This window comes from Limnothrix sp. FACHB-881, assembly GCF_014698135.1.
Classification (GTDB): domain Bacteria; phylum Cyanobacteriota; class Cyanobacteriia; order CACIAM-69d; family CACIAM-69d; genus CACIAM-69d.
This window is the reverse complement of the sequence record NZ_JACJSN010000011.1, coordinates 1-26388: the sequence shown is the minus strand read 5'-3', so window position 1 is coordinate 26388 and position 26388 is coordinate 1. Positions and strand designations below refer to the sequence as shown.

The following is a 26388-nucleotide window of genomic DNA, read 5'->3' as shown; positions in this document are numbered from 1 at the left end:
CCGTGGGTCGTCCTAAAAGTCGTCCTGAAATTCGATCGAGTCTCAGTGTCCCACCGAAGGGCCAAACGGGCAATGCGGATTTGCGCAAGTTGCCCCTTAACCTGGGGGCCAGCAGCCAGCGACTGGAACCCGCTGCCGGAATTTGGAGCACCGTTGGGAGCGCTGTTGGGATCGCTGTTGGGATCGTTCGGTTGGGATCGCCTTAAGCAACCCAAACCAGTTCCCCTTGACGGGCTAACGATCGGGAAGCGGCCGCCAACAACCGCACCAGGGCCGTGCCGATGGAACCATCGGAGCGATCGAGCGGTGCGCCGTCCAAAACGCCGGCCAGGAATTGATCGCAAACCTGCCCAAGGGGTTCACCGCTCGCCAACTCGATCGACTGCTCCGATTGGTTGCAAGGAAGCCATTGGCTGCCAGATTGTTCCAAAGATCCCGCCCACAGGGTCAGGGGCGATCGGGCGTTCATTTCATCAAAAACCAATGTGCCTCGGGTTCCGACCAGGGCCAAGCGCCGGGCCCGATCGGGATTGTGCCAAGCCAGATGGATCGTGGCGGTGAACTGCTCAGGATAGTAAAGGGTGAGCCAAACCAAATCCGCCAAACCCGCCGCAGGACTGGGGCGATCGGTCACCTCAAGCCCGGTTCCGCGCCCCCGTTGTAACCAGGTTTGCCCCTTGGCTTGCAGGGCGATCGGGGTTGACTGCAGCCAATGGTTAAAGATGGCAATGTCGTGAATGGCCAAGTCCCACAACACATCCACATCCTGGCGCACGGGGCCCAGGTGGGTGCGAGCCGCATAGCCATAGCGCCGATCGCCGATCGCGCCCGATTGCAGGGCTTTGGCCCCCGCTTCCACCGCCGGATGAAAAAGATAGGTATGGTCAACCATCAGCCGACGATCGACCCGTTGCGCCAAGGTACACAAATCCTCGCACTCAGCCACATCCAGGGTTAGGGGCTTTTCCACCAGCACATGCTTGCCCGCCAACAGCGCCGATCGCACCAGTTCAAAATGGCTGGCGGCCGGCGTGGCAATCACCACAGCCCCAATGTCCGGATTGCCCCAGATCGATCGGCGATCGCTGACCCGTTGCACCTCGGCCCAACCGGGATAGCTGGCAAATCGATCGCCCACGGCGGCTAGCAGGTCTGGATTGGTTTCCACCACGGCCTTCAGGTGCGATCGGGGATGTTCCAAAAAATTGCGAATGAGGTGTGTTCCCCACCGGCCCGCCCCAAATACCGCCAGTCCCAATCGATCGGTCATTGCCTTTAGCCCAAAAACGTCAACGAGGAATCTCAACCGAATCAGAGAATGTCTGAAAAGCCAAAATTGATACCCAGAACTGGCCCCAGCGATCGACGGAAGCCAGAGGATCAAGCCCCTTGCTCCCACAACCATTGGAGCTGGGCAAGTGCTGATCAAGTCCTGAACAATACTTTTCCAGCAGCCTCTAATAATTCCGGTCTGGAAAATTTCCACCTGGAAAATCTCAGTCCGGAACTTCAGCAATGCACCTCAAAAAATCAGATCCGAAACCCAACCCCAAAGTACTGCCCCAGAAACCAAAAGGGCTGAAGAAGGGCTAAAGGGTCGATCGCTTGTCCAACAGCCAATAGGTATTCATTTCACCACGACCTTTGATGTGAATTGAACCCCGTTCTTCAAAGTGATAGCGATCCTTCAGCCGTTCATAGGTGGAATCGGTGACTTGAATCGAACCAGGAACCCCATGGGACTCCATCCGCGAAGCAATATTAACCGCGTCGCCCCATAGATCGTAGATGAACTTTTTCGTGCCAATCACACCGGCAATCACTGGGCCTGTGTTGATGCCAATCCGGATTTCCAACCGTTCACCCAAGGGCCCCAGTGCATGGGCCATGCTCGATCGCATTTCCAAGGCCATATCAGCCACGGATTCCGCATGGTTTGCCTGGGGAACCGGCACGCCCCCCACTACCATGTAAGCATCCCCAATGGTCTTAATTTTTTCGAGATGGTGCTTTTCCGCAAGCCGATCAAAGGTGGAAAAAACTTGATTTAAGCAATTAATTAATTCTAAAGGCTCTAGTTGCGCCGCCAAGGAAGTAAATCCTACAATGTCGGCAAAAAGAATCGTTGCTTCTTCAAATTGTTCCGCTGGTGATTCGTTGGAATCCTTGAGCTGGTCTGCCACCCGACTGGGCAAAATATTTAGCAATAATAATTCCGATCGCTCCTTCTCCTTGCGCAGTTCAGCGGTGCGCCGCTCCACCCGTTGCTCCAATTCTTCAAAGGACTGCTGAAGTTGGGTGGCCATGCTGTTGAAAGCATCTGCCAGGCGATCGACTTCAATGATTGGACTGCTGGCAACGGTTTGCTCTAAATTGCCCTTGGCCATTTCTCCCGAAGCTTGGGCAATTCGACAAATGGGTTGCGTAATCCAACGGGCCGTTAAAATTCCAATTGGAACCGAAACTAAAAGCGCTAGAAAGCAAAGGGCGATCGTGTTTCTGGTGTTTTCATTAATTTTGGCCATGAAATCCGATTCAGGAACCACCACCACAATCAGCCAATTTAATCCATAGGCATCCTTGAAGGGCGAAATTTGCAGAAATTGACGTTCATTGTTTAGCCAAAATTCAAACTGATGATCGCGCTGAATATTTGAGAGTTGATCAAATTGACCATATAAGAACTCAGCGCTCGATCGCAAAAGCTGATTGTTACTTTGGAGCGCATGAACCCGTTGTAGTTCTTTTTTGGCTTTTTGGGACTGCTCCACCCAAAGGGGCTGATCTTTCAGGGAAGTGGCCACCAGCTCGCCGCTGGGTTCGACAATAAAAACCTGACCCGTTTTCCCAATTTTCAAGGTCTGCAAAAAGCCACGAATCTGATCCGTACCAAATTGGCTGGTTAAGATGCCCGCAGGTTGCCCGTTGCGATCGTAAATGGGCAAGCTGGCATTAATCTGCAACAGGGGATTGCCAAAGTTGAGATAAATTTTGCTCCAGGTGGGTTTTCCGGCCTTGAAAGCCACTTCGTAAAAGGGCCGTTTGCGCACATCATAGTTAGGCACGCTTTTGGCTAACTTGGCCCGTTGCCCTTTTTCGTCAATTTCGTAATAGTTTAAGTTGCCGCCACCGGGAATGAGCTGTTCGGCAATTTGGGGCGTTTCGGTTGTGGAAAGGCGATTGATCCAACCCACCCGCAAATATTGTCCCTGTTGATTGGCAAACCCCACATAGCCAATGTTTTTGTAGGTGATCGTTTGTCGCCAAAAATAGGTGCGAGCTTCGGCAATTTTTTGTAAATCAATAATTCCCAGCTCGATCGCGTCGCGATTCACCTGATTCACCAACTGGGGAGTTTCCACATACGATCGCACCCGATCGCTCACCCTGGCTGTCACCTCATTGCGCAATTGGTTGGCCAAATCTCGCACCGCTTCCTGGCCGCTCTGAAACGACAGCCAACCCACCAACCCCACGGCGGTTACTAACTCGACTAAAAAGGGCAAAACCAGGGTGGTACGGAGACGAAACTTGCGGCGCACGGGTACAGGTAGGGACTGAGATGAAACTTGTGTCAGTGGAATTTCTGAGCTGACCATAGGAACTGATTCGCGATCGCCAGGATGGCTCGGGTGTTCAAAGCTCAAGGGTGAGGGATTCGGATCTGTGGCCCAGGACGGGAACGAAACTGCCACAGGAAAGATTGCATCTTCGCTTTACGGTAATCCAAGTTCCTGGAAATGGCGAAAGATTCCGTCTATCAAGGGGGGCGTGCTGAAGGAATCAATCCAGCGAATTCCTGTGGCCATCAGTTCAATTCGATTGTGTCAAGAAATATTAATACTAGGTACGTTTTGATACCCGAAAAAATTCTTGATTACTGAATTGCCAACCCATGATTGTAACCAACAAACCATCATTGAGTCATGATCGGTTAATTCATTAGGTTATTTTTTATCTAATTGGTAACTTAATTTAGTAAAATAAATCGACAAAAGCTAAAGAAAAAATTAATCATTGAATTAATAATTTAATCAATCAAACAAGGTACTAAACAAGAACAATTCAGCAAACATTTCTTGAGTTTTTAAAGATAGAATTCTATTGATCATGAACCGACAAGTGAATTAGATCGTTTCACGAGAGACCGGCGCTGCTGATACACTAAAGCCTGGATTTTGCACAAAAATGTGAGGCGATCGGGAATCGATGTTAGCCCGAGTATGGAGTGCGGCCTTGGTGGGCATCGACCCGGTGAAGGTGGGGGTGGAGGTGGATGTCTCCAATGGGATGCCGGGAATTGCGATCGTGGGGCTACCGGATACGGCGGTGCAAGAATCTCGCGAACGGGTGAAAGCGGCCCTGAAAAATGCCGGATTTGCTTATCCCATGCGCAAAATCGTTGTGAATTTGGCTCCGGCCGATTTGCGGAAAGAGGGGCCGAGTTTTGACCTGGCGATCGGGGTGGGAATTTTGGCCGCCTCTGGACAAGTGAGCGCGGCCCTGTTGGGGGATCACTTGTTTGTGGGAGAAGTGGCGCTGGATGGAGCCTTGCGGCCGGTGACGGGTGTGTTGGCGATCGCGGCGGCGGCGGCTCAGTTGGGCATTGTGGGCTTGGTGTTGCCGGCGGCCAATGCGGACGAAGCGGCGATCGTGCGGGAGCTAAAGGTTTATGGGTTTGAGCATTTGTCGGAGGTGGCGCGGTTTTTGAACCAACCGCAAACGATCGCGCCGCATCAACCGCCCCCAGAAGGGCGATTGCCCGATCCCTTGGCGTTGCTGGACTTGGCTGATGTGAAGGGCCAAACCCAGGCCCGGCGGGCGTTGGAAATTGCCGCCGCTGGTGGCCATAACTTGATTTTTGTGGGGCCGCCGGGAAGTGGCAAAACCATGCTGGCTCAGCGGTTGCCGGGTATTTTGCCCCGGTTGACCTTTGCGGAGGCCCTGGAGGTGACGCGAATTCATTCGGTGGCTGGCTTGCTGAAGGAGCGGGGAACCTTGGTGCGCGATCGCCCCTTTCGCAGTCCGCACCATTCCGCCTCTGGCCCCTCGCTGGTGGGTGGTGGCAGCTTTCCGCGGCCGGGAGAAATTTCCCTGTCCCATCGAGGAGTGTTGTTTTTGGATGAGCTAACGGAATTTAAGCGGGACGTGCTGGAGTTTTTGCGCCAACCCCTCGAAGAAGGTTGCGTGACCATTTCCCGGGCCCGGCAAACGGTGCGATTTCCGGCGCGGTTTACCCTGGTGGCCAGCACCAACCCTTGTCCCTGTGGCTATTACGGCGATTCGGTGCAGGCCTGTACCTGCTCGCCCATGCAGCGCCAACGCTATTGGGCCAAGCTGTCGGGGCCGCTGATGGATCGGATTGATTTGCAGGTGGTGGTGAATCGGCTGCAACCGGAAGAGGTGACCCGATCGAGCGGTGGAGAACCCTCGGCGGCCGTGCGCGATCGGGTGTTGGCGGCGCGGCAGGTGGCCCAGTCTCGCTTTGCCCAAGAGGAATCGCAATCGCCCGTGCAGTGCAATGCGGAAATGCAAAGTCGCCAGATTCGCCGCTGGTGTGCCCTGACGGATCAAACTCGATCGCTATTGGAAAACGCAATTCGACGGTTAGGATTATCGGCAAGGGCGACCGATCGGATCCTGAAAGTGGCCCGAACGATCGCGGATTTAGAACAAAGCGAGACGATTGAACCGGGCCACGTGGCTGAAGCGGTGCAATATCGCATTGTCGATCGAATGCAATAGATAGGTCTCACAGGTCTAACAATGAAGCTTTTGGTTTTGGCTTCCCATCCGGTGCAATATCACGCTCCGGTATTTCGGTGCATGGCCCAAGAATTGGCCGCCAGAGGTGATGAATTGTTGGTGGTTTATCTCTCGGATTTTTCAATTCAGGGCTATCGCGATCGGGAGTTTGGCCAAAGTATTGCTTGGGATGAACCCCTACTCAATGGCTATCGATCGGTCGTTTTGAATCCCAATCAAACAAAGCAACCCAAAGGCTTTTGGAGTTTGCGAGCCACCGGTTTTCCGGCCCTCTTGCGCCAAGAAAAACCCGATCGCCTGCTGATTCACAGCTTGATTTATAAGGGAGCTGTTACCGCTGCCATTTCCGCTAAATTTCGGAAAATTCCTTGCAGCTTGCGGGTGGAAACCAATGATCAGGCAGTGCCGCGCCAGGGTTGGAAAAGCCTAGTGCGATCGCTGGTTTATCGATTGCTATATGGGTTGTTTGATTCGGCCGTGGCGATCGGCTCCCTAAATCGCGAGCACCTGATTCGTCACGGCATCCCCGCCCGCCGAATTGCCATGGCTTACTACTGTGTGCCCGATCGGTTCGCAGATTTATCTCCTGAAAAAAAACAAACGATTCGGGCCAAAACCCGTGCCGCCCTTTGGCTCAATCCAGAGCGAACCGTTTTGCTCTTTAGCGGTAAATTAATTCCCAAAAAAAATCCCGGTTTAATTCTCCAGGCGATCGCCCAGTTACCCCCGGCATTGCAAGCCCAATTAGCGGTTCTGTATCTGGGCGCTGGGGAATTGCAACCACAACTGGAAGCCCAGGCGGAAACTATGCCAGATTTGGCAGTCAAGTTTTTAGGTTTTCGGAATCAGCAGGAGTTACCTCCCTTTTACCTAGCAGCGGATGTGCTGATTTTGCCCTCTAATCGGGCAGGAGAAACCTGGGGATTGGTGATTAATGAAGGTCTGCAAGCGGGCTTACCCTTCATTGCCACTGAAGCGGTGGGATCCACGGTGGATTTTGGTGAATTACCCGCAGTTCAAACAATCCCGATCGGGGACGCGACGGCCCTGGCAACCGCGATTCAACAGGTGATGGGCATCGATCGACAGTTCGATCGATACGCCACCACCATGGAGCACTTTTCGACGGAAACCGTTGCTCGGGTCATTGTGGAATCTTTGGCAAATTTTCAGGTCAATTCCTGATCAAAGGCCAATGAATTCCCAATGAATTCCCCATTAAATTCCAATCAGTTCACCTGCTTTACCGACCGTCGTGAGTTGGTGGTGCTTTTGTTGCATAAACTGAATCATTTTTTGATCTTCGCCCTTGATGTGGTGGCGCAACCAATCGGCTAGGAAATTCATCAGATTCTGAATAGCGCTGGTTTCACCCGTTTGAAACTGTTGAATCAGTTTGGTCACTTTCTGAATTAGGCGATCGTGGCAATGTTTGTGGCGATCGAGTCCCGGGTAAGCATGATCCTGCATGAGTGATTCCTCATGCTGAAAATGGGCGATCGTGTGTTCAGCTAGTTTTTCCAACATCATCGCTAGCTGGTCCATCGATTCCTGACGATCGATAGCACTCTGCAACTCATTCACTAATTCAAAAATGTCTTGGTGCTCCTGATCCACTCGATCGTCACCAATACAGAAATGATCGCTCCACTCGACTTTGGCCATCGTAGTAATTATTCCAGGCAGCAAAACAGCAAAAATCACCCTTGCCCAACACAGACAGCCGCTATATCTCACAACAATTCAAAAATTGATCGAGAATCAATCATCAGCCCATGTCCATCAATCATCGCAATGGGTACGCGAGTTTTCAGTTTTTCCAGTTCACAGCAGCCCAAGCGAGCCGGAAGTTAATTGCACCTCTGGCTCCCTCGAAAACTGGCTAGAGACTTTGCCCAGAAAAACAGAATAATTGGCGATCGGGTTCACAAACTTTGGTCAATGACCCTCAGCTCATGAACAAGCATGGACGAATTGAATGAATTCATTCAACTGAATCCAAGGAATCTTAGATGAATTGTTGAGTCAGGTTAGATATTTAGGGGCACTGCGCAGGACTAATGAAGCCTGACTAGAATCTCTCAAGGTTTTCCATCATCCAATGATTCAATCATTCACTGTTGAAATATTGGGCAATTGAAGCCTTAAGAGATTGAAGGATTCATTAGTGTTCGGGCATCTAGAAATGGTCGGTTTGAGTTTCGACCATCGGGCGATCGGGCCAGGGATGGGGTACGCGATGACCATGCAGAACAAAATCTTGGGCCAAGGCTCCCCGGGCGATCGGGAGTTGGCAGCAACCCAATCTTTTGAGTTCCCCCGCGAGTTCGATGAACCCAGCCGGTTTCGTCAACTTTGATGGGTGTCACTGCCCACGACAGTCACTAGTTTTAGCGGAATGCTGGCCCGATCGCAATCATTTTTGACTTTGATGTTGTTTTAAAACATTCCTTGAAAAAAAGGTGTTTAAAGCATTTGAAATCACCGGATGATTCATCCTGAATCAGTGCTCATTGAACCCATGATTCATGGGTCAGTAATTGGTCAGTTGATTGACAGGTTCCCTAGCCGCAGTTTTCGGGGTTAATCAGCCATTGGCGCGAGGGGCAGCCCATTCCTGATTGAAATTCCTGACTGAAATTTGTTTTTGGGCGATCGCCTCACTAGGATCTGGTGCAGGTGGTCGCATCGGCTGCTGGATCCAAGCCTGACCTCCCCGGCTGACCTCACCCACTGGTATCTGGCATGACAACATCTGGCATGAAAACTCGTCCCGTTTCCCCGGCTCCGGCGCGTACCGGTGCGAAGTCGATCGCAGAAATTGCCCCGGCTATTTTGCAGCAACTGAACCACGGCACGCTGGAGGCGGTGACCCTCACGGAAGTGCTGGCGATCGACCATGGGCAACTGCTCCGGGCGATCGCCCCCGACGTGGGAGCGCCGATTTTGGAACAGGTGACCGCCCATGACCACTTGAAAATCAAGGCTCGGATGCAAATTGTCGGGCAACTGCTGCTCGATCGGTATGGTTTGGCCGGCTCGGAGCGATTTGCCACCCACCGCAGTGACACGGCCCGCAGTTGGGCTGCAATGATGGTGGGCTTGGCTCCGGGGCTGTCGTTGCCCGATCGCCTGGCCCAAATCGCCAACTTAGCGGATGATCCTAACGCCAATGTGCGGGAGTGGGCTTGGATGGCGTTGCGGCCCCATGCGGCCCATCAATTGGAACTGGCGATCGCCCAGTTAATTCCCTGGACGCTTCACCCATCCGCCAATCTGCGTCGGTTCGCCACGGAGTTAACCCGGCCGCGGGGCGTGTGGTGTGCGCACATCCAAGCCCTGAAGCGCGAGCCATCCTTAGGGTTGCCGCTGCTGGAACCCCTGCGGGCGGATCCTGCGCGGTATGTGCAAAACAGCGTCGCCAATTGGCTCAATGACGCGGCTAAATCGCAGCCGCAGTTTGTTTGGGACTGTTGCCAGCGTTGGCAGCGGGAGTCTGCCACCCGAGCCACGGCTTATATTTGTCGGCGGGCCCTGCGTGGTTTGCTCGATCGCGGTTGGCAGGATGATCGAACGTTTGCCGATCGCGCCAGTTAGCCATCCGGTGGACGAGCGGTGACGGACAGGATCGACAGTCAAAATCCAGCGCTACGATACAAGGCAGATCCACTCGCAAACTTCCCGATCGCACCCATGCACCTCACTTGGTTTGATAGCAATAGCTGGTTAATTGAACTGGCGGGCAAGCGCATTTTGCTCGATCCCTGGTTTGTGGGGCCGCTGATGTTTGGGAATGCCGCTTGGTTTTTTAAGGCCACCCATCTCAACCCCCGTCCAATTCCCGCCAATTTGGACTTGGTTTTGCTGTCCCAAGGGCTGGAGGATCACGCCCATCGCCCCACCTTGGAACAGATCGATCGCACCGTGCCGGTGTTGGGATCGCCCAGCGCGGCCAAGGTCGCCGAACAGTTGGGGTTCCAAACGACGATCGCCCTTGATCACGGTCAAACTTGGACGCTGGATCAACAGGTGGCCATCCGCGCCACCACCGGCTCCCCCACGGGGCCCAAAACCCTAGAAAATGGCTACATTCTGCGGGCGATCGCGGGGCCTGAAACCGGCGAAAGTCTTTACTATGAACCCCACGGCTATCACCCGGCGGAGTTGAGCGAGTTGGGGCCGGTGGATGTGACCCTTTGCCCGCTGATGGATCTGTCGATCGGGGGATTCCTGCCGATTATTCAGGGAACAAACAGCGCCTTGAAGCTGGCAACCATGCTGCGGCCCCAAGTGATGTTACCGACGGCGGCGGCGGGTGATGTGCAATACGAAGGATTGCTGGTGTCCCTGTTGCGGGCGAAGGGCAATGCCGCAGAACTTCAGACCCAATTGCAGGGAGCAGGGTTGGCAGCCCAAATCCTGGAACCCAAACCGGGCGATCGCCTAGCCATGCCCCTCAAGAAGACCTCAGCAATCGCCTAGGGAGTCGCTGCACCAGGCCAAGCCATCGGGAGAACTGGGAACGGCCCTTTCTCCCGGGGACTGGCAACAACACCAAGCCCATGGCCACCATGGGCGACACCACCGGTAACCACCAAGCCGCCCAAAAAAAACTGACCATCCCGATCGCCCCCACCGCCAGCGAGCCGATCGCCCCGATCCAAAGTCGATCACACCAACGAGGCTGCGGGTTCCTTGCCTGCCCAACCGCCAACAGCCCTGCCCCAAGACCCGCCCAAAGCAAAATCCACCCCAACTTGTGCGGCCAAGCGATCGCCTGGAGCAAGGGGCGATTGTCCAGCACCGCGCTTATCAGTTGGCTGATGCCGTGAGCCTGAATCTCCAAGCCCGGAATCTCCTGCCCACCCGGTAGTTTCCATCGATCCTCGGAACTGGCTTGGATATTGCCAATTAATACGATCGGGTTGGGTTGACCAGTCCAAGGAATTCGATCGGTACTTTGCAACACCTCTCGCAGGGGCAAACGCACCCAATCCGCCCGCCGAGGAGCCAACAGCAGTTGATTGCCTTGGTCATCAAACCACCCATACCCCCCCGCTCCGGCGGTAATTTGGGGAATCGTAACGGAACCATACCGCCATCGATCGCCCACGGCCTGAAATGCCACCCTCTGTTGCTTCAGGTAATCATCCACCAACAGAGCACTCAGCCCATAGGTGGCGTGACAAGCTTGGCTAGACTGGGGAGCCGCCATGGCCAAGAGTTGCCGTCGCACCACCCTTTTTGAATCACTGGCTTGGTCAGAAAAAGCCACCCGATCGCGCGTCAAGCCCACTGGGGCCGGAATTTCCGAAGTATCTTCCGTTGGGTCAGCTAATTTGCACAGACCCACCACCCGAGAATTCGACCAGAGGCGCTTTTGCCAAGCGGAGGTCAGCGGCCAGGGGTAATAAATATCCACTCCAATGACGCTGGGTTTCAGGGTGGCCAGTCGCTCCTGAAGCTTGGCCAAGGCCTCCGGAGCCAAGGAATTTAACCCGCCATCTGCCGTTGGAATCCGTCGCCAACCTTGACGATCTTGATAAGCCACGTCATTTTCATCAATCGTGACTAGCAAAATACGTTGATCTTGTAATTCCAACGGCCACTGCTGCAACATTGCGTCATAAACCCAAAATTCCGGGGTCTGGATGATGCCGCCTAGGCCAATGGTGATCCCCGTGGCTAAAAGGGACTGCCCGACTAGTTGCCACGGTTTCGGACTAATTTTGGGGCTAACTTTCGGGCTAATTTGCGGATTGTTTTCTGGACGCTGATTGTTTTCTGGACTCAGTGCCTGATTTAGTTTTTGATTTAATTTCTGATTTGACTCCTGACTAGATTCCTGACTAGATTTCTGACTGATTTCCTGATCTAATTTCTGGCTTGATTTCTGATTGATTTCCTGACTGATTTCTTGACCGGGTTCCTGGCTGAATTTCTGGATTGGATCCTGCCTCAGTGGCCGATCGCTGCTGGGCCGAGCTGCACTGGGGCCAACGGGTTCAATCCAGCTTTGGAAATCAGCTTCCGAGTGGGAGCGATCGGGCCAAGTGGGCAAATCTAACAGGGGATGGTGAAAGACCAGCGGCAACCAATCGGCCCTTGGATATTGGGCGCTGGAGCGTTGGAGCGATCGACGGGCTTCGTACAGAGATAGGGGCAGCGATCGCGATTGGGCGTAGTGAGTCAGAAAGTCCTTAAGGAAATGTTGAGCGACTAGATCGGGAACCGAAGCCCGCATCACAATGGCGGCCGGTAGGTGCGATCGATGCAGTGCTTCCGCCAAGTCCACGCTGTGGCAACAGTTAAAAATCGCCAGTTGCAAACCCTGCTGAACTGCGCCTTCCAGGGCATGGCTGAAGTTTTCTACGGAAATGTTGTTCCGAAGGTTAAGGCCAATCTGACCCGATCGGCTGCTAGTTCCGGGATAGCCGTGGCCCGCAAAGACCAGCACTTGCGGTTGGTTATCGCGCAGGGCATCAAAAAACTGCTCAGGAGTCGGAGCATCCAGCAACTGCACATTCGCCAGCCCCGCTTGGCTCAGTTGTTGAAGGGCCTGATGATCGGGATCCAGGTCTAAATCCTCCCGATCGCCCAAAACCGCCAAAATCCGAACCAAGCCCCTAGGGGCCGATCGCGCCTGAATGGGTGGTGTTTTGCCACTGGTTGGACAACAGCCCCAGGCAAGCCGGTGACTTTTCAGGGGTTTCCATTCGTCCCAAGGCAGCCTTGGCACATGGCGATCGTCCGTGGCGATCGACAGCCACAGATCATCATCGGGATTGCTAAATCGCAGAATTTCATGGGTAATTTCCCGAAAGCTTTCCCCCTCCAACCAGTTGTTAAACAGAGTTTGCAGGCGATCGGCCGCGAGTTGGCACTGTTGACGATGCAAAGAAAGGGGCAACTGTCGCTGAACGCTCTTCACCTTAATTCGCAGGTTGGGATAACTCGCCCACAAGTCCCAAAATTCCGTGGCCACTTGGACCAATTCCGGTGCGGGCGGCAGGCGAGTATCGCAAGTTTGTTGGTGATGGGGGCTGCGCCACAAGTCCAAGCGGGCCAACAGTCCCTCCGTTGCCAGGCGACCATGAAGCGAGAGTTTTACCCGAAAGGTCATTGGGCGGGATAGGGCGCAAGGTTAAGCAGGATTTCTTTAGTATCTGCGAAAGCTTCTCCAAAATCCCGCAATTGCCGCCCCCAGCTCATTTCAGCTCCCTATTAATCTTTCAACCTCCTATTAATCATTAACCGTAATCCTGGGTAGGCGATGCTTAAAGCCGCAAAGGATTTCCCAAGAGATGGTTCCCAGGCGATCGGCCCAATCTTCTGCCCGAATTTGCTGGCCGGCATCCTCTCCCAACAGGGTGACCACTTCACCCGGCATCAGATCGCCGGGAAAATCCGTCACATCCAACATCAACTGATCCATGGTGATTGACCCAATCTGCGGAACCGATCGCCCGCGAATCAAAACCTGCATTTGGTTAGACAAGTTGCGCGGCACTCCATCGGCATAACCAATTCCGACCACGGCCACCCGGGTGGGCCGCTGGGCCACGTAACGATGGCCATAGCTCACCCCCTCGCCGGGTTCGATCGTCTTCAGTTGGGTGATGCGGGCCCGGATGCTCATCACCGGCCGCAGGGGCAAAATACCGGCCAGGTGTGGTGCGGGGGCCAAGCCATAAAGCGCCAGGCCAGCCCGCACCCGATCGAAGTGGTAAGCCTGATCGGCCAGTAGGGCGGCGGAATTGGCCATGTGAATTTTGGGCAGGGTCAGGCCGCTCGATCGGGCCCGTTCGGAAAAATCCTGCAAAAATCCCTGAAATCGCTGATATTGCAGCCGCATCACCGTGGGATCCGGTTCATCGGCCGTGGCGAAGTGGGAGTACAAACTGGCCAGGCGCAGGGGCGGCGCTTGGGCAACCCATTGGGCCCAATCAGCGGCTTCCGTCCAGCGGGTTCCCAGCCGGGCCATGCCTGTGTCGATGTTGAGGTGTACCGGCAGCGATCGCCCTAAGGATTTCAGCACCTCCGCAAAGGTGAAACTCTGTTGCAAGGTGCAGAGGGTGGGTTGCAGTTTCCAATGCAGCAGCGCCTTGATCTGATCGGCGGTGTGAGCTGCGCCTAACACCAAAATGGGTGCATCAATGTTGGCTTCTCGGAGTTGGCCGCCTTCCTCGATCGTGGCCACGGCCAGCCATTGGGCCCCCGCCGCCAGGGCCGATCGGGCAATGGTCGCCGCCCCGTGGCCATAGGCATCGGCCTTGACCACCGCCAACAATTCCACCCGATCGCCCACCCAGGTTTTCAGGTGGCGCACATTGTGGCGCAGGGCCGCCAGGTCAATTTCCACCCAGGCCCGCTCGCGCTGCAACCAAGTCAGGGACGGCTGTTGCTGCACTAACATGTTCGATTGTCTCCTTCACACCACGGTTGGGCCGTTGGCCCGTTGGATCGATCGCCGCTGTCCGGTTTCGGCAATTCCGGCAACGCTCGATCGCCCCAACCATAGCGCACCCATTCCATAAACTCACCAAACTCACCGCTGTGGCGGAACTGGTCAAATCAATTGCCTCTGAAGGGCCGGTTGGCCATGGCCCGGCTGCCATTGATCCAGTTCTCAGCCCGCTGGAATTCCTGAACCGCAATTCCCCAAACCATCTGCTACATCAGCGATAGAATAGGGTCATCAAAAATGAAAGCACTGTGAAAATTAGCGTTAATTCTTGCTGATTTCTGCTGATCTCATTTGTTTTCGCCTTGTTTTCGCCGTTTCCCGCCGCCGTTACGAGATCCCGTGAACTTGTCTGATCCTTCTGCCCTCACCCCGGCCCAGTCCGAGGCACAACCCGATCGCCCATCAGCGGCCCAATCGCCCGCCACCAGCGCCCGCAGCAATTTCCTCAGCGCCTTTGCCTCCACCTTCATCGCCATCTTTTTGGCGGAATTTGGGGACAAAACGCAAGTGGCTGTTCTGCTGATGGCTGCTGAGTCCCATCAACCTTGGGTGGTGTTTTTGGGGGCCACGATCGCCCTCATTTCCACCAGTTTGGTTGGTGTGCTGTTGGGTCAGCTCCTGGCGCGTTGGGTGTCGATCAAAACCTTGGAAACCATCGTGGGCGCAATTCTGTTGATGGTATCCGTCTCCCTGTTGTGGGAAGCCATGGTTGGAGGGTAGGGAAATGAACTGGCAATTACTGGGACTGAGTTTTATCACCGTGTTTTTGGCGGAATTGGGCGACAAGAGCCAACTGGCCGCGATCGCCCTCAGTGGCGGTTCCCGATCGCCCCGAGCCGTGTTTGCGGGCACGGCGGCCGCCCTGGTGTTCGCCAGCCTGATTGGGGTTGTGATTGGCGAGGGCACGGCCCAACTTTTGCCCACCCGCTTGGTGAAGGCCGCCGCCGCGATCGGGTTTGCGATTATGGGTCTGCGATTGTTGTGGCCCGCAGCGGATTTTCCCCCGGACTACGAGGCTCCCGAAGCAGATTAAGTGGCCGATCGGCTTTCTTCACGAATACTCGCCCAAATCCCTAACACTCAAGCCACGAACACTCGCCCAAATCCCTAACGCTCAAGCCACTAACGCTCAAACCGCACATCCGCATCCGGTTCACTCTCGGATCGGTTAGCGGGCCGGTTGGTGGATCGATTGGCGGGCGGGGTTGCCCGTTCCGGCCCCGGGCCCGGAGCTTGCACCTGTTCCTCAAGCTGTTGCGTAGTGGCCAGAAATTGCCCCAGCGCCGTAATAATCACCCGCAAGCTGCTGCGAAATTGTGGATCGCCCGTCAGCTCATCCAAATCACTGGTGATTTTTTCAAGATTTTGGAGGGTCGATCGCGCGGAATTCACCGTTTGTTGCAACATGAACAGACTCTGGGGACTCTTAATCGCCCCCGTGATGTCCCGCAAATTGGCCGCCGTTTGGGCCGCATTTTCCGTCAGCGCATCCAGATTTTGCAGCAGGTTGCTACCGCGTAACTGACGCATGGCGGGCGCAACCTCTCCCAACGCATTGCGCAGGCTCGCACTGGTTTCCGCCAAGCTGGTCAGCGTTCGGCTCAAATTTCCTCGATTACTGACAATCAGCCCATTAACGCTCGTACTGGTCTGCTCCAGGGAATTGGCGGTGCGGACAATGGCCGTGGTGGTGCTGCCCGTGGCGCGGTTAATGGTGTCTGAGGTGCGGGCGATCGAACGGGCGGTGTTGCCAAAGGTGCGCACCTCCTGCTGCAAAGACCGCGCCAAACTGGCCGCATCTCGACTGAGCTGGCGAATTTCGGCCGTGGTGGCGTTGAGGTTGCCCATGGCTCGATCGACCTTGCCTTGAAACGTCGGATCCGTAATCAAATCCGCAATTTTGACGATCGCCCGAATCAGCGATCCATAGTTAATGGGCGGGCTGCCCACCAGGCGATCGCCCCCACAAAGCAGCAACTGGGAATCACAATCCCCTTGGGCTGGCCCCGGCCCCACCGTGGGCACTGGCCGACTGTCGTTGAGGGGGCGAATGGCCAACGATGCTTCGCCAATCAACCCGGTGCGATCGACTTCCGCCGAGGATTGGCGAGGCATCCGTAACTCCGGATTTTCAACCTCAATCACCACATCAACCGAATTGGAAGCCGCCCGAATGTCCGTCACCTTGCCAACCGGTACGCCACGGAACAAAACCGGCGAGCCAACCTTCAGCCCATCGGCATTGGCAAACTCAACAATTAAACGATAGGGACGACGACCCAAATAGGTTTCACTGAGCCACAAACTCAGCACCGCAACCAGCCCCAGTCCCAATAGCACCAGCAGACCAACGGCCCCCTCTCGGACAGTGCGCGATCGCATGGTAAATGGTCTCCTAATGGCACTGGTTAGAGCAATTCAATAGACTAAGTAGCAGTTGGATCACGATCAGCCACACCCGCAGTCAACAGCGCAGGGATCAAAAATGGAGATCTCCAGGAAAGCTTAAACAGAGGCACAGCCCAGGCAGACTCACACCCCAGCAGTTCTCCCCAAGTTCATCGCTCCCCAGTCATCGCTCTCAGGCAATGACTCCAGGATGACCCCCGATCGGTGAACTCAGCCCAAGCCAATGGTAGGGGTTAGCCTCCGCTTGTCCTCAAATCCAATCAAGCCCGGTCAGATCAGACCCAGAATGAACCAAAGACGGCTCCGATGTCTAGCGGCAGATCTTGACCACAGGGATCCTAGCCAAGTCTGGGCCATGAGGTTTGGCGATGGCGCTTGGCCCGAATCATCTGGGTCGGAATTGCGCTGGAAGCCTTAAGGATTCCGGACGCTGTTCCCCAATCTGCGAAACGAGGGATAACCTACCCTAAATCCTTGCGGAAATTGCCCCGATCGCCTGTGTTCTCCCTCACAGGCCGGCGGAGAATGTCAGCTAAGATGCTGGGAGGTTCAACAGGTTCAGGTTCGATCGCTTCCTTGGGCCACCCCCACCCGCCATCGGTTCCGATTCGTCAAAACGGTTAGTGCCCAATTGAGTCAGATTAGGTCAATATAGTTGTCGGGTCATAACCTGGCACGATCGGGGCCCAACGGGTCAAAATCGAAGTCACCCAGCGCTGCTGGAATTTCACGCTTGCTAGTCGATCTGTCTGATCAATCCGTCATCCGGATTCAGGATCTGGATCCAGAGGTTGCGGAGCCGCTCAGGGCCCAACATAGCTTTGGCATCTGAGGCGAGGATCTGGGTCGAGGATCTGGGTCAAAGCTCTAGGTCGATGAAAATTTTAGAATTGCCCAAATGCTATCCCAGACTACAAATCTGACGGCAATCGGGACAAGCTTTGATTTAAATCACCTCGCCTGTGCGAATGCGGCTTTACTCTAGTTTTGGTTTCACCAGACTCTACCTGGGTGACAGTCCAACCACCTTGCATCTTGCGAATCCCTGTGCATCAATTGGCCTAATGCAAAGTCAATCTAGAGCTTCAAGCCGAGATTCCTCACTGGGAATTCTTGCTGAAAATTCTAGAGATGCATTCCTCAGCAATGCAATCTATGCCTAGGGCCGGGCTGCGACCGTCGGTTGTTTTCGGCAATGCTTTCGGCAAACATCGTTGGTCATGCTCCGTATGAATTCCGCCTGAATCTCCATCTGCTGACCCACCGCAATGTTTTCCCCAGTCATGCGACCGATCGCGCTAGGCTGTATGGCATCGGGGAGCGTCACTCTGCACTGAAATTTGGCTTATCCGCTTACCCATGTCCAGTCCGAACAGCCAGTTCCAGATCCGCTTTTGGGGTGTTCGTGGCAGTATTCCCTGCCCCGGCCCTGAGACGGTTAAATACGGCGGTAACACCCCCTGTGTCGAAATGCGCGTGGGCGATCGTCGGTTGATTTTTGATGGTGGTACGGGGTTAAGGGTCTTGGGGCAGTCCATGCTAGCCGAGATGCCCGTTGAAGCCCACATGTTCTTCACCCACAGTCATTGGGACCACATTCAAGGCTTCCCGTTCTTTGTGCCTGCTTTTATCAAGGGCAATCGCTTCCACATCTATGGAGCGCCCGCGCCCAATGGGGCGACGATTAAGCAGCGCATGAATGACCAAATGTTGCATCCCAACTTCCCGGTTCCCCTGCAAGTGATGGGGGCGGATTTGGCCTTTTATGACATGCAGGTGGGAGACACGATCGCGATCGATGATCTGCATGTGGAAAATGCGTCTCTCAATCACCCTGGCGAAGCGGTGGGCTATCGCATCACCTGGCAAGGGCGAGTTGTGGCTTACGTCACCGATACAGAACATTTTTCCGATCGCCTGGATGAGAACGTGCTGCACCTGGCCAAGGATGCGGATGTGCTGATTTACGATGCCACCTACACCGATGATGAATACAATTCGCCTAAGACCAGCAAGGTGGGCTGGGGCCATTCCACCTGGCAAGAGGCGGTGAAGGTGGCGCAGGCGGCCAATGTTGACCAGTTGGTCATTTTCCATCATGATCCTCTGCACACGGATGCCTTCTTGGATGAAATGGGTCGGCAGGCGGCAGCGGCTTTCCCCCATGCGTTGATTGCAATGGAGGGGATGACGATTCAACTGACCCCCCGACGACCGGAACAACCGACCATTCGCCCAGAGGTGACGGTGCTCGCCTAGATGACTGACAGCCATCCCTAGATTGCACACCTGGACTAAGCTGAGATTGCCGCGATCGGGTCTTGAGCTAGCCAGTCTTGAGCTAGGTAATGCATCGGAGTCATGAACCTGGATCTCGGTCTAGGTCATCACTCTAGGTTGTTGATCGATCTAGAGGGCGCAGCTCGCAGGAGTTTGTTGTTCGGGGAGCTTAGAGAGTCCTATTGGTTTGGATCACGTCTGCACTGGATTCGGTACTGTCGCCGACCACGATCGCACTCGGTAATTTTGATGGTGTGCATCGGGGTCACCAACGGGTAATTGCGCCCATTTTGAATGGCCCGGCGATCGACCCAAGTGATTCTGCCGCTGAGCCAGGTTCGATGCCGGTGAGCACGGTGGTTTCCTTTTCGCCCCACCCCAAGGCGTTTTTCAGTGGGCGATCGCACCCTTTGCTCACGCCGATGGATGAGAAGGCGCAGGTGCTCGATCGCCTGGGCATTGAGCAATTTGTGATTTTGCCCTTTGGTCGATCGCTGGCGGATTTGACCCCCGAAGATTTTACGGTGGAGATCCTGATTCGGGGCTTGCAGGCCCGGGCGATCGCCGTGGGGGCCGACTTTCATTTTGGCCGAGGTCGATCGGGAACAGCCGATCGCCTGCGAGAAATTGCCGCCGAATTTGGCGTGCCGGTCAAAATTGTGTCGCTGATGTCTGACCAAGAAGGGCGCATCAGCAGTTCCCGAATTCGGGCCGCCCTTGGGGATGGGGATGTGCATAAGACCCAAGCGCTCCTGGGCCGGCCCTACGCGATCGCCGGACGGGTGGAAGCGGGTCAACAACTGGGGCGGCAATTGGGCTTCCCGACAGCCAACTTAACCATTCCCCCGGAAAAACTACTGCCCCGATTGGGGGTCTATGCGGTGCGGGTCACCTTGGCCGATGGTTCCCTGCGGCCGGGAGTCACGAATATTGGTCGGCGGCCCACGGTCGGTGAACAGGCGGCGGTGACCGTGGAAGTGCATCTGCTGGATTGGTCAGGAGACTTGTATGGACAATGGGTGACGATCGAGTTAGTTGATTTTCTGCGCCCGGAGCAGCGGTTTGTATCTTTGGCAGACCTGAAAACTCAAATTGAGCAGGATCGTCAACAGGCCCGCGATCGCCTCACTGCCGTTCCCTTAAGTTAAGCTGACGGAAGGCTTGGTTTCCCAGCCCCTCCGCCGCCTTCAGACCGACAGTTTCATGGCTTGCCGATGGCTTGGGGCCATGTCCTTGGGGTTGCACCCTCAGGGCGGAAGCTCTGGAGCTGGCGTTGCCAAGTTCGGCCCAATTCGGCCAAATTTTAGGATTGAATTATGGGTGAAAGTTCGCCGACGATCGAGTCGCACAAACAGGCACTGCAAGCACTTCAGAACAATCTCCAACGGGCGATCGTTGGCAAAGATGGGGCAATCCAGCTTGTGTTGGTGGCGCTGCTGGGGGGTGGCCATGCGCTGCTGGAGGATGTGCCCGGGGTGGGCAAAACGCTGTTGGCCAAGTCCCTAGCGCGATCGATTGATGGTAAGTTCCAGCGCTTGCAATGCACCCCCGACCTGTTGCCCGCCGACGTGACCGGTACCAATATTTGGAATCCCCAAAAGGGGCAATTCGAGTTTGTGGCGGGGCCCGCTTTCAGCAATGTGCTGTTGGCCGATGAAATTAACCGAGCCACACCGCGCACCCAAGCGGCGTTGTTGGAAGTGATGGAAGAGCGGCAGGTGACCTTGGATGGGTTGTCGCGGCCCGTGCCGGAGCCGTTTTTTGTGATTGCGACCCAAAACCCGATCGAGTATCAAGGGACGTTTCCGCTGCCGGAAGCCCAAATGGATCGCTTTGCCCTGTCCTTTTCCCTAGGCTATCCGTCGGCGGAAGATGAACTGCGGATGTTGCAGCGACACCAGATGGGGGCGATCGACCAAGATTTGCAACCCTGCATTACGCTGGAGTCGGTGCGGGAACTGCAAAAAGCCTGTCGCCAAGTGCAGGTTTCCGCCGCAGTCCAGGACTATATCTTGCGCCTGGTGCGATCGACCCGCCAAGATGACGAAATCACCCTTGGAGTCAGTCCCCGGGGCGCGGTTGCCATGCAACGTTCCGCCCAAGCCCTCGCCTTCTTGCAAAATCGGGATTATATTTTGCCCGATGACGTGAAACAATTGGCGCTCTCGGTTTTGGCGCACCGTCTGATTCCCGCTGGGGGCAAAAACGCCCGCACCGTGGTCGATCGGCTCCTGCAAACGATTCCCGTGGACTAGCTCCCACCCATTTCTTTCCTCTAAATCCTTCACGGCAACCATCGGGCATGGCAGACAGCAAATTTGGGCATCTCATCCGATCGCGGCGTGCATCCTGGGGGATTGCGCTCTTGCTGGCACTGCTGGCCATGCTGTTTGGGGTCGGGCTGGCCCGGGCGATCGCGCCGAGTTCGCTCCCGATCGCGGATTCTGGCCAATCGGTCATCGCCCAAGCCGAGCGATCGGTGCTCATCGACCCCAACGGCGACATCGATCGCGTTGCGCCCTCTTTCACGCTGGGGCGAGAACTGTACCTGGAAAATTGCGCCTCCTGTCATATCGGCGTGCCCCCAGGATTGATGCCTAGTCAGGTTTGGCGAAATCTGATTCGCGATCGCGACCACTACGGAACCACGATTGAAACACCCCGAGATCCCAGCCTCCAAATCATTTGGAACTATTTGAAAGAATATTCACGTCCCGCCGAAAACAACGAACAAATTAACTACCGCGTTGGCAGAACCACCACTTTCAAGGCTTTGCACCCCCGCGTTCAGCTACCAGACCCCGTTCAACTCAGCACCTGCATTCGTTGTCATCCCCGTGCTGATTTCTTTAATTTCCGTGCCCTTTCTCCTGATTGGGAAAATGCACCTTAATTGATCAGTGGAATTCCGTCGGCTTTGATATTTTGCAGGAGTGGATGGTGTTCCCAATCTAGCTGATGCTCTAGCCAGAAAATGGGGCAGATGACCAAGTAAGGAATTGATAACTTTGGCATTTTGACTCAAGGTTTCTCCTGGAATTGATCAATTAGCCAGCGGGTGATTTGTCCGTCGTCTTCGCGATCGAGCCGTTGCAGCGCTTCAGTGATAATCGACAATTCTAAACCGGGCAACACTTGGGAGACTTGAATTTCTCGACTGCCCCGATCGGCGATCGCAAATCCAATGATCGATCGCGCTTCGACGTTCACTACCCAATATTCCGCCACGCCAAGCCGCTCATATAGCAGCCGTTTCATACCCACATCATCGGCAAAACTGCTTGCGCCCACTTCGACTACGAGGGAGGGTGGATCAAAGCAATCGAGGTCGATCGGTGCATTGCCGGTTGGCAGGTCTTTGAGGTCGCGATCGATATAAAACGCTAGGTGTGGTTGTGCTTGCTGTTGTTGACACCGTTGAATAATGGGATTCACGTAGCCCGCCAGCTTCATTGGTGCAAGGGCTGCGTACAAGCCGACCAAGCTGGCAACCATGGCATGGCTACGTGCTTGATCCGCACCCGATCGAGTGTGTTCTAGGCGCATCCATCCGTTGTAGTAGTAGCCTCGCGAATTCTGACAATTATCGGGGTTGGTTTGTTGGGCGATCTCGATGAATTCTTCCCAGGTTCCGCGCTGCCAATGATCAAGAATGATGTTGGATGAGTGGTTGATCGATTCTAGCTGAATGGTTGATTGGGGCAGGGAAGCTGGCATGGTCAACGCTCCAGATTGGGTGTTTCGGACAGTGCTGAGTGATGACTCTGACAAGCGGTTTAGGAAACAGCAAATTCAGTGATTTGACGGCGATCACTGGGTTTAAATCCTAGGACAATGCGATTTTTGGGAATTCCTAAGGCGACTAGTTCATCGGCGATTCCTTCTTCTGTGCCATCCTGTTGAATCCAAAGTTTCTGATCAATGATGTCAATATGTAGAAGCGTGCCATAGATGCGTCGCCCATTGTGCCAGCCAACTTCGACCAACAGATAATGGTGGTTCTGAGTATCGATGATTGTTTCTAGCTGAACATCATCACTTGTCCCCAGAAATTCAATGTAGCTATTGAAGATTTTCTGAATGATTGATTGGTCGGTGTCTAAGTTGAAATCCATTGCTTAATAACCTCCTGGTTAGGGTCGAATGTCAGCAAGCGAATTAATTTATCTTCCAGCAGTATTTGACCAGCTTCTTCTTCAAAAACAGTCTTGTAGACTGAATGGGTGACAGCTAAATAAAGGGTTCTTTCGGGAGCGTAGCGCAAGAGGAGTCGTTCATAGAGAATAAATTGACCGAGGGCATCTTCTAAATCTTTGATGTCGGAGGCACGGGTGAAGCTTTTGATTTCAACGGCGATTTTTTCTGTGCCCCGATCGGCTGCAATTAAGCGCTCAGCACCGAGGTCAACAAAAAGGTTTTTGCGCGTTAATCGAATCCGAAAGGGATCATGGGTGATTGTCCAGCCTGCTTTGACTAGAGAATTTTTGACGCAATTATGGAAAATATCTTTGGCGGGCATGATCGATTTCTTGCTGTGCTGGCTGTAATCGTCATTTTTCCTGACGGCTAATCTACTTAGTATTTTAATCGGTGAGTTCCTGGGCGATCGGGGAGGCTGGCATCGTCACAGTCGCTGCGCCCCTACCTGAAAGACATTGTGCTACGGGAGGCGGTGCGTGCCTTCTAGAAGTTTTGTAGACTAAGTGCAAGACTCTTGTTACTTATCTGGATCGGGTTCAACCTGAAAATAATTGTTTGCTAAATCAATAAACTTTTGTGCACGCTCAATATGAATTTGTGCTTCTTCGATTTCAATTGAGCCACAAGCGCCATAATCTCCGATCGCCCGAGACTGAAACGCTTGCAATAAAAACTGATGAAATTCAACGGGTAATTCTTTGGGTTTAATGAACTCACGCCCAAAGGCACTGATAGTCGCTGAGTGGCTAGAGAATCGAAAATCCCGAGAAATTAGAAAGGCTTCTGCAACATAGAACATTGTGTAATAGGCTCTTGACATTGCAAAATCTGGAAGCCCTTCGCCTAGCAATAATTGGGCCGCGCGTAGGCTGTCACAGGCTTTTTGGATTCGGTCAATAATCTCGCTAGACATTGATCAGTGGAATTCCGTCAGCTTTGATATTTTGCAGGAGTGGATGGTGTTCCCAATCTAGCTGATGCTCTAGCCAGAAAATGGGGCAGATGACTAATTCATAGTCTAGACAAAGATCAGTGATGAACTGGGTTCGTTCTTGTTCTTGCAGGCGATCGATTTTGGCTTTCTGGTCGTGCAGAACAATCAGCAAATCGAGATCGGAGTCTGGTTTGGCATCGCCTCGGGCTTGGGAGCCAAAGAGAATGAGGTGGGCTAGGCGATCGCCGTAGATGTTGACCAGGTTGTCGCGCAGGGCGATCGCGATTTGACCCAGGTGAGGATGGCGTGATTGCCCAGCCAGCGATCGCATCAGTACCGCGTCTTGATCGGTTGAGTTGTGGGCGATCGAGGAGGCTGGCATGGTCAACGCTCCAGATTGGGTGGTTCGGACAGTGCTGAGTGATGACTCTGACAAGTGGTTTAGGAAACAGCAAATTCAGTGATTTGACGGCGATCGCTGGGTTTAAATCCCAGGACAATGCGATTTTTGGGAATTCCTAAGGCGACTAGTTCATCGGCGATTCCTTCTTCTGTTCCATCCTGTTGAATCCAAAGCTTCTGATCGATGATGTCAATGTGTAGGAGCGTGCCATAGATGCGTCGCCCATTGTGCCAGCCGACTTCGACCAGCAGATAATGGTGATTGTGGGTGTCGATGATCGTTTCTAGCTGAATATCGTCACTGGTTCCTAAGAATTCAATGTAGCCATTGAAGATTTTCTGAATGATTGATTGGTCGGTGTCTAAGTTGAAATCCATTGCTTAATCACCTCCTGATTAGGGTCGAATGTCAGCAAGCGAATTAACTTATCTTCCAGCAGTATTTGACCAGCTTCTTCTTCAAAAACAGTTTTATAGACTGAATGAGTGACAGCTAAGTAAAGGGTTCTTTCGGGAGCGTAGCGCAAGAGGAGTCGTTCATAAAGAATAAATTGACCGAGGGCATCTTCTAAATCTTTGATGTCGGAGGCGCGGGTGAAGCTTTTGATTTCAACGGCGATTTTTTCTGTACCCCGATCGGCTGCAATTAAGCGCTCGGCACCGAGGTCAACGAAGAGGTTTTTGCGCGTTAATCGAATCCGGAAGGGATCATGGGTGATTGTCCAGCCTGCTTTGACTAGAGAATTTTTGACGCAATTATGGAAAATATCTTTGGCGGGCATGATCGATTTCTTGCTGTGCTGGCTGTAATTGTCATTTTTCCTGACGGCTAATCTACTTAGTATTTTAATCGGTGAGCTTCTGGGCGATCGGGGAGGCTGGCATCGTCTTCGAGATTGAGCCGTTGCAACTCAGCGATCGCGCTTCTCTTTGGTATAACGAGAAAGGCTAGCGTCGGTTCAACCAATGATGGGGGCACTGAAAATGCTGAGTCGGCAAACGGTCATCGAAACGCTATTAGCCCATCAGCAGCAAATTCAGACATTTGCGGTGAAAACTCTATTTCTATTTGGCTCCGTGGCACGAGATGAAGCCGGTGCTGATAGTGATGTGGATTTACTGGTGGAGTTCGAGAAACCCGTGGGATTATTTACGTTTATTGAGCTGAAGGACTATCTGGAGGAAATTTTAAATTGTTCGGTTGACTTAGGGACACCACAATCGCTGCGACCCTACCTGAAAGATATTGTGCTACAGGAGGCGGTGCGTGCCTTCTAGAAGTTTTGCAGAGCGGGTCAAAGATATTTTGACTGAGATTGAAGAAATTCAGCAAATGGTTGAGGGTTTAACCTTTGAATCTTTTTGTCAAGATCGGCGGACGATTAAAGCAACTCTCTATAGCTTGGCTGTGATTGGAGAAGCGGCGGCCAATTTAATTCCAGAGGTAGCAACAAGATATCCACAAATTCCCTGGCGACAAATGCGCGGACTGCGAAACATTGCTATTCACGAATATTTTCAGGTGGATTTGATGATTATCTGGGAAACCATTCAGTCTGATCTTCCTGGTTTATATAATAGCTTGAGAGAAATTGCTGATCGTTAACCTGTCGATCGCGGCCTTTACCAACAAGTCAACGGGACGGCCGAATAGTGCTTCTAGTTCATCACGGATTTGCAGGGTTTCCGTGAGGCCCCGTTGAGCGGTAGGGGCGAAGCTGACTAAAACATCGATGTCGCTATCGGGGCAAAAGTCGTCATTTTGGTCGTACGTCAATCTAATGTGGGATTGATAGAGTAGAGAGACTGATGGATGAAGGTTCACGCCATGGAATGCCCTCTGTGCGGTCACAGCAAAGCCCATAAACACGGCAGGATGCCCAATGGACATCAGCGCTATCTTTGTCCAGCTTGCCACCAAACCTTCTCC

The 26388-nt window shown here is 53.7% G+C and carries 27 protein-coding genes and 1 pseudogene; 14 read left to right on the top strand and 14 right to left on the bottom strand.

Features of this window, described 5'->3' with window-relative positions; all coding sequences use genetic code 11:
• Nucleotides 1-2 precede the first annotated feature (2 nt).
• Entirely contained in the window at nt 3-206 is a 204-nt protein-coding gene (locus H6G52_RS11540) for a hypothetical protein (RefSeq protein ID WP_190528412.1), read from the top strand.
• Here the strand turns inward: H6G52_RS11540 and H6G52_RS11535 are convergent.
• Nucleotides 203-1270, bottom strand: a complete 1068-nt coding sequence (locus H6G52_RS11535) for a Gfo/Idh/MocA family protein (protein ID WP_190528410.1) — start codon at nt 1268-1270, stop codon at nt 203-205. The genes H6G52_RS11540 and H6G52_RS11535 overlap by 4 nt on opposite strands.
• A gap of 319 nt (nt 1271-1589) precedes the next feature.
• The gene (locus H6G52_RS11530; RefSeq protein ID WP_199312354.1) at nt 1590-3695 is read right to left on the bottom strand and encodes an adenylate/guanylate cyclase domain-containing protein; all 2106 of its coding nucleotides are present in this window, start codon (nt 3693-3695) and stop codon (nt 1590-1592) included.
• 514 nt (nt 3696-4209) lie between these two features.
• Here H6G52_RS11530 and H6G52_RS11525 point away from each other — a divergent pair.
• Both H6G52_RS11525 and H6G52_RS11520 read left to right on the top strand, forming a co-directional pair.
• Nucleotides 4210-5745, top strand: a complete 1536-nt coding sequence (locus H6G52_RS11525) for a YifB family Mg chelatase-like AAA ATPase (RefSeq protein WP_190528408.1) — start codon at nt 4210-4212, stop codon at nt 5743-5745.
• Nucleotides 5746-5766: 21 nt separating this feature from the next.
• Nucleotides 5767-6951, top strand: a complete 1185-nt coding sequence (locus H6G52_RS11520; protein WP_190528406.1) for a glycosyltransferase family 4 protein — start codon at nt 5767-5769, stop codon at nt 6949-6951.
• Nucleotides 6952-6984: 33 nt separating this feature from the next.
• Here H6G52_RS11520 and H6G52_RS11515 read toward each other — a convergent pair whose 3' ends face one another.
• Entirely contained in the window at nt 6985-7431 is a 447-nt protein-coding gene (locus H6G52_RS11515; protein WP_099531923.1) for a bacteriohemerythrin, read from the bottom strand.
• A 1080-nt stretch (nt 7432-8511) separates the two neighbouring features.
• Here H6G52_RS11515 and H6G52_RS11510 point away from each other — a divergent pair.
• The gene (locus H6G52_RS11510) at nt 8512-9363 is read left to right on the top strand and encodes a hypothetical protein (RefSeq protein ID WP_199312352.1); all 852 of its coding nucleotides are present in this window, start codon (nt 8512-8514) and stop codon (nt 9361-9363) included.
• Nucleotides 9364-9381: 18 nt separating this feature from the next.
• Nucleotides 9382-10248: an MBL fold metallo-hydrolase gene (locus tag H6G52_RS11505; RefSeq protein ID WP_370567698.1), complete on the top strand. Its 867-nt coding sequence runs from the start codon at nt 9382-9384 to the stop codon at nt 10246-10248.
• On the opposite strand, the gene H6G52_RS11500 is transcribed toward H6G52_RS11505, so the two are convergent.
• Nucleotides 10223-12889, bottom strand: coding sequence for a CHASE2 domain-containing protein (locus H6G52_RS11500; protein WP_190528404.1), 2667 nt, complete (start codon nt 12887-12889; stop codon nt 10223-10225). The two genes, H6G52_RS11505 and H6G52_RS11500, sit on opposite strands and share 26 nt — an antisense overlap.
• Nucleotides 12890-13009: 120 nt before the next feature.
• On the bottom strand, nt 13010-14182 hold the full coding sequence (alr, locus tag H6G52_RS11495; protein WP_190355073.1) for an alanine racemase: 1173 nt from the start codon (nt 14180-14182) through the stop codon (nt 13010-13012).
• A 390-nt stretch (nt 14183-14572) separates the two neighbouring features.
• On the opposite strand from alr, the gene H6G52_RS11490 reads away from it, so the two are divergent.
• Together H6G52_RS11490 and H6G52_RS11485 are read left to right on the top strand one after the other, a co-directional pair.
• A complete protein-coding gene (locus tag H6G52_RS11490; protein ID WP_190528402.1) occupies nt 14573-14953 on the top strand; it encodes a TMEM165/GDT1 family protein in 381 nt (126 codons plus the stop codon).
• A 4-nt stretch (nt 14954-14957) separates the two neighbouring features.
• On the top strand, nt 14958-15266 hold the full coding sequence (locus H6G52_RS11485) for a TMEM165/GDT1 family protein (protein ID WP_099531929.1): 309 nt from the start codon (nt 14958-14960) through the stop codon (nt 15264-15266).
• A gap of 89 nt (nt 15267-15355) precedes the next feature.
• Here the strand turns inward: H6G52_RS11485 and H6G52_RS11480 are convergent, their stop codons facing one another.
• Nucleotides 15356-16615, bottom strand: coding sequence for an MlaD family protein (locus H6G52_RS11480; protein ID WP_190528400.1), 1260 nt, complete (start codon nt 16613-16615; stop codon nt 15356-15358).
• A gap of 1386 nt (nt 16616-18001) precedes the next feature.
• On the opposite strand from H6G52_RS11480, the gene H6G52_RS11475 reads away from it, so the two are divergent.
• The 4 genes from H6G52_RS11475 to H6G52_RS11460 all read left to right on the top strand — a co-directional run bounded on the left by H6G52_RS11475 (nt 18002) and on the right by H6G52_RS11460 (nt 21815).
• Nucleotides 18002-18901 (top strand): MBL fold metallo-hydrolase, encoded by a 900-nt coding sequence (locus tag H6G52_RS11475; RefSeq protein ID WP_099531931.1) that lies wholly within the window; start codon nt 18002-18004, stop codon nt 18899-18901.
• Nucleotides 18902-19104: 203 nt separating this feature from the next.
• Nucleotides 19105-20070, top strand: a complete 966-nt coding sequence (locus tag H6G52_RS11470; protein WP_190528398.1) for a bifunctional riboflavin kinase/FAD synthetase — start codon at nt 19105-19107, stop codon at nt 20068-20070.
• A 168-nt stretch (nt 20071-20238) separates the two neighbouring features.
• A complete protein-coding gene (locus tag H6G52_RS11465) occupies nt 20239-21177 on the top strand; it encodes a MoxR family ATPase (RefSeq protein WP_190355069.1) in 939 nt (312 codons plus the stop codon).
• A gap of 47 nt (nt 21178-21224) precedes the next feature.
• On the top strand, nt 21225-21815 hold the full coding sequence (locus H6G52_RS11460; RefSeq protein WP_190528396.1) for a diheme cytochrome C: 591 nt from the start codon (nt 21225-21227) through the stop codon (nt 21813-21815).
• Between the two features lie 128 nt (nt 21816-21943).
• Here the strand turns inward: H6G52_RS11460 and H6G52_RS11455 are convergent, their stop codons facing one another.
• The 7 genes from H6G52_RS11455 to H6G52_RS11425 form a co-directional block, all read right to left on the bottom strand.
• Complete coding sequence (locus tag H6G52_RS11455; RefSeq protein ID WP_190528395.1) at nt 21944-22639, bottom strand: Uma2 family endonuclease; 696 nt, start codon at nt 22637-22639, stop codon at nt 21944-21946.
• Between the two features lie 59 nt (nt 22640-22698).
• A complete protein-coding gene (locus tag H6G52_RS11450; protein WP_190355067.1) occupies nt 22699-23037 on the bottom strand; it encodes a XisI protein in 339 nt (112 codons plus the stop codon).
• Nucleotides 23022-23441, bottom strand: a complete 420-nt coding sequence (locus tag H6G52_RS11445) for an element excision factor XisH family protein (RefSeq protein WP_099531937.1) — start codon at nt 23439-23441, stop codon at nt 23022-23024. Before H6G52_RS11445 ends, H6G52_RS11450 begins: the two co-directional genes overlap by 16 nt.
• A gap of 198 nt (nt 23442-23639) precedes the next feature.
• Nucleotides 23640-24035: a HEPN domain-containing protein gene (locus H6G52_RS11440; RefSeq protein WP_099531938.1), complete on the bottom strand. Its 396-nt coding sequence runs from the start codon at nt 24033-24035 to the stop codon at nt 23640-23642.
• Nucleotides 24028-24438 (bottom strand): nucleotidyltransferase domain-containing protein, encoded by a 411-nt coding sequence (locus H6G52_RS11435; RefSeq protein WP_199312350.1) that lies wholly within the window; start codon nt 24436-24438, stop codon nt 24028-24030. Before H6G52_RS11435 ends, H6G52_RS11440 begins: the two co-directional genes overlap by 8 nt.
• A gap of 59 nt (nt 24439-24497) precedes the next feature.
• Nucleotides 24498-24836, bottom strand: coding sequence for a XisI protein (locus H6G52_RS11430; RefSeq protein ID WP_190528393.1), 339 nt, complete (start codon nt 24834-24836; stop codon nt 24498-24500).
• Nucleotides 24821-25240 (bottom strand): element excision factor XisH family protein, encoded by a 420-nt coding sequence (locus tag H6G52_RS11425; RefSeq protein ID WP_099531937.1) that lies wholly within the window; start codon nt 25238-25240, stop codon nt 24821-24823. The genes H6G52_RS11430 and H6G52_RS11425 overlap by 16 nt, the downstream gene beginning before the upstream one ends.
• 202 nt (nt 25241-25442) lie before the next feature.
• Between H6G52_RS11425 and H6G52_RS11420 the strand changes: the two genes are divergently transcribed.
• The gene (locus tag H6G52_RS11420; RefSeq protein ID WP_199312348.1) at nt 25443-25736 is read left to right on the top strand and encodes a nucleotidyltransferase family protein; all 294 of its coding nucleotides are present in this window, start codon (nt 25443-25445) and stop codon (nt 25734-25736) included.
• Nucleotides 25726-26064 carry a HepT-like ribonuclease domain-containing protein gene (locus H6G52_RS11415; RefSeq protein WP_190528391.1) on the top strand — a complete coding sequence of 113 codons (339 nt, stop codon included), beginning with the start codon at nt 25726-25728 and terminating at the stop codon, nt 26062-26064. The genes H6G52_RS11420 and H6G52_RS11415 overlap by 11 nt, the downstream gene beginning before the upstream one ends.
• On the opposite strand, the pseudogene H6G52_RS19105 reads toward H6G52_RS11415, so the two are convergent.
• A pseudogene (locus H6G52_RS19105) lies at nt 26029-26217 on the bottom strand (nucleotidyltransferase family protein); the annotation flags it as partial. The gene H6G52_RS11415 and the pseudogene H6G52_RS19105 sit on opposite strands and share 36 nt — an antisense overlap.
• Before the next feature lie 54 nt (nt 26218-26271).
• Between H6G52_RS19105 and H6G52_RS11405 the strand changes: the two are divergent.
• The coding region (locus H6G52_RS11405) for an IS1 family transposase (RefSeq protein WP_206753603.1) at nt 26272-26388 on the top strand (117 nt) is incomplete at its 3' end.

Coding starts and splice junctions, on each gene's coding strand:
- H6G52_RS11510 (WP_199312352.1), top strand. CDS start 8,512: ATGACAACATCTGGCATGAAAACTCGTCCCGTTTCCCCGGCTCCGGCG.
- alr (WP_190355073.1), bottom strand. CDS start 14,182: ATGTTAGTGCAGCAACAGCCGTCCCTGACTTGGTTGCAGCGCGAGCGG.
- H6G52_RS11435 (WP_199312350.1), bottom strand. CDS start 24,438: ATGCCAGCCTCCTCGATCGCCCACAACTCAACCGATCAAGACGCGGTA.
- H6G52_RS11425 (WP_099531937.1), bottom strand. CDS start 25,240: ATGCCCGCCAAAGATATTTTCCATAATTGCGTCAAAAATTCTCTAGTC.
- H6G52_RS11515 (WP_099531923.1), bottom strand. CDS start 7,431: ATGGCCAAAGTCGAGTGGAGCGATCATTTCTGTATTGGTGACGATCGA.
- H6G52_RS11420 (WP_199312348.1), top strand. CDS start 25,443: ATGCTGAGTCGGCAAACGGTCATCGAAACGCTATTAGCCCATCAGCAG.
- H6G52_RS11480 (WP_190528400.1), bottom strand. CDS start 16,615: ATGCGATCGCGCACTGTCCGAGAGGGGGCCGTTGGTCTGCTGGTGCTA.
- H6G52_RS11430 (WP_190528393.1), bottom strand. CDS start 24,836: ATGGATTTCAACTTAGACACCGACCAATCAATCATTCAGAAAATCTTC.
- H6G52_RS11450 (WP_190355067.1), bottom strand. CDS start 23,037: ATGGATTTCAACTTAGACACCGACCAATCAATCATTCAGAAAATCTTC.
- H6G52_RS11440 (WP_099531938.1), bottom strand. CDS start 24,035: ATGTCTAGCGAGATTATTGACCGAATCCAAAAAGCCTGTGACAGCCTA.
- H6G52_RS11485 (WP_099531929.1), top strand. CDS start 14,958: ATGAACTGGCAATTACTGGGACTGAGTTTTATCACCGTGTTTTTGGCG.
- H6G52_RS11460 (WP_190528396.1), top strand. CDS start 21,225: ATGGCAGACAGCAAATTTGGGCATCTCATCCGATCGCGGCGTGCATCC.
- H6G52_RS11520 (WP_190528406.1), top strand. CDS start 5,767: ATGAAGCTTTTGGTTTTGGCTTCCCATCCGGTGCAATATCACGCTCCG.
- H6G52_RS11445 (WP_099531937.1), bottom strand. CDS start 23,441: ATGCCCGCCAAAGATATTTTCCATAATTGCGTCAAAAATTCTCTAGTC.
- H6G52_RS11455 (WP_190528395.1), bottom strand. CDS start 22,639: ATGCCAGCTTCCCTGCCCCAATCAACCATTCAGCTAGAATCGATCAAC.
- H6G52_RS11525 (WP_190528408.1), top strand. CDS start 4,210: ATGTTAGCCCGAGTATGGAGTGCGGCCTTGGTGGGCATCGACCCGGTG.
- H6G52_RS11475 (WP_099531931.1), top strand. CDS start 18,002: ATGTCCAGTCCGAACAGCCAGTTCCAGATCCGCTTTTGGGGTGTTCGT.
- H6G52_RS11465 (WP_190355069.1), top strand. CDS start 20,239: ATGGGTGAAAGTTCGCCGACGATCGAGTCGCACAAACAGGCACTGCAA.
- H6G52_RS11535 (WP_190528410.1), bottom strand. CDS start 1,270: ATGACCGATCGATTGGGACTGGCGGTATTTGGGGCGGGCCGGTGGGGA.
- H6G52_RS11500 (WP_190528404.1), bottom strand. CDS start 12,889: ATGACCTTTCGGGTAAAACTCTCGCTTCATGGTCGCCTGGCAACGGAG.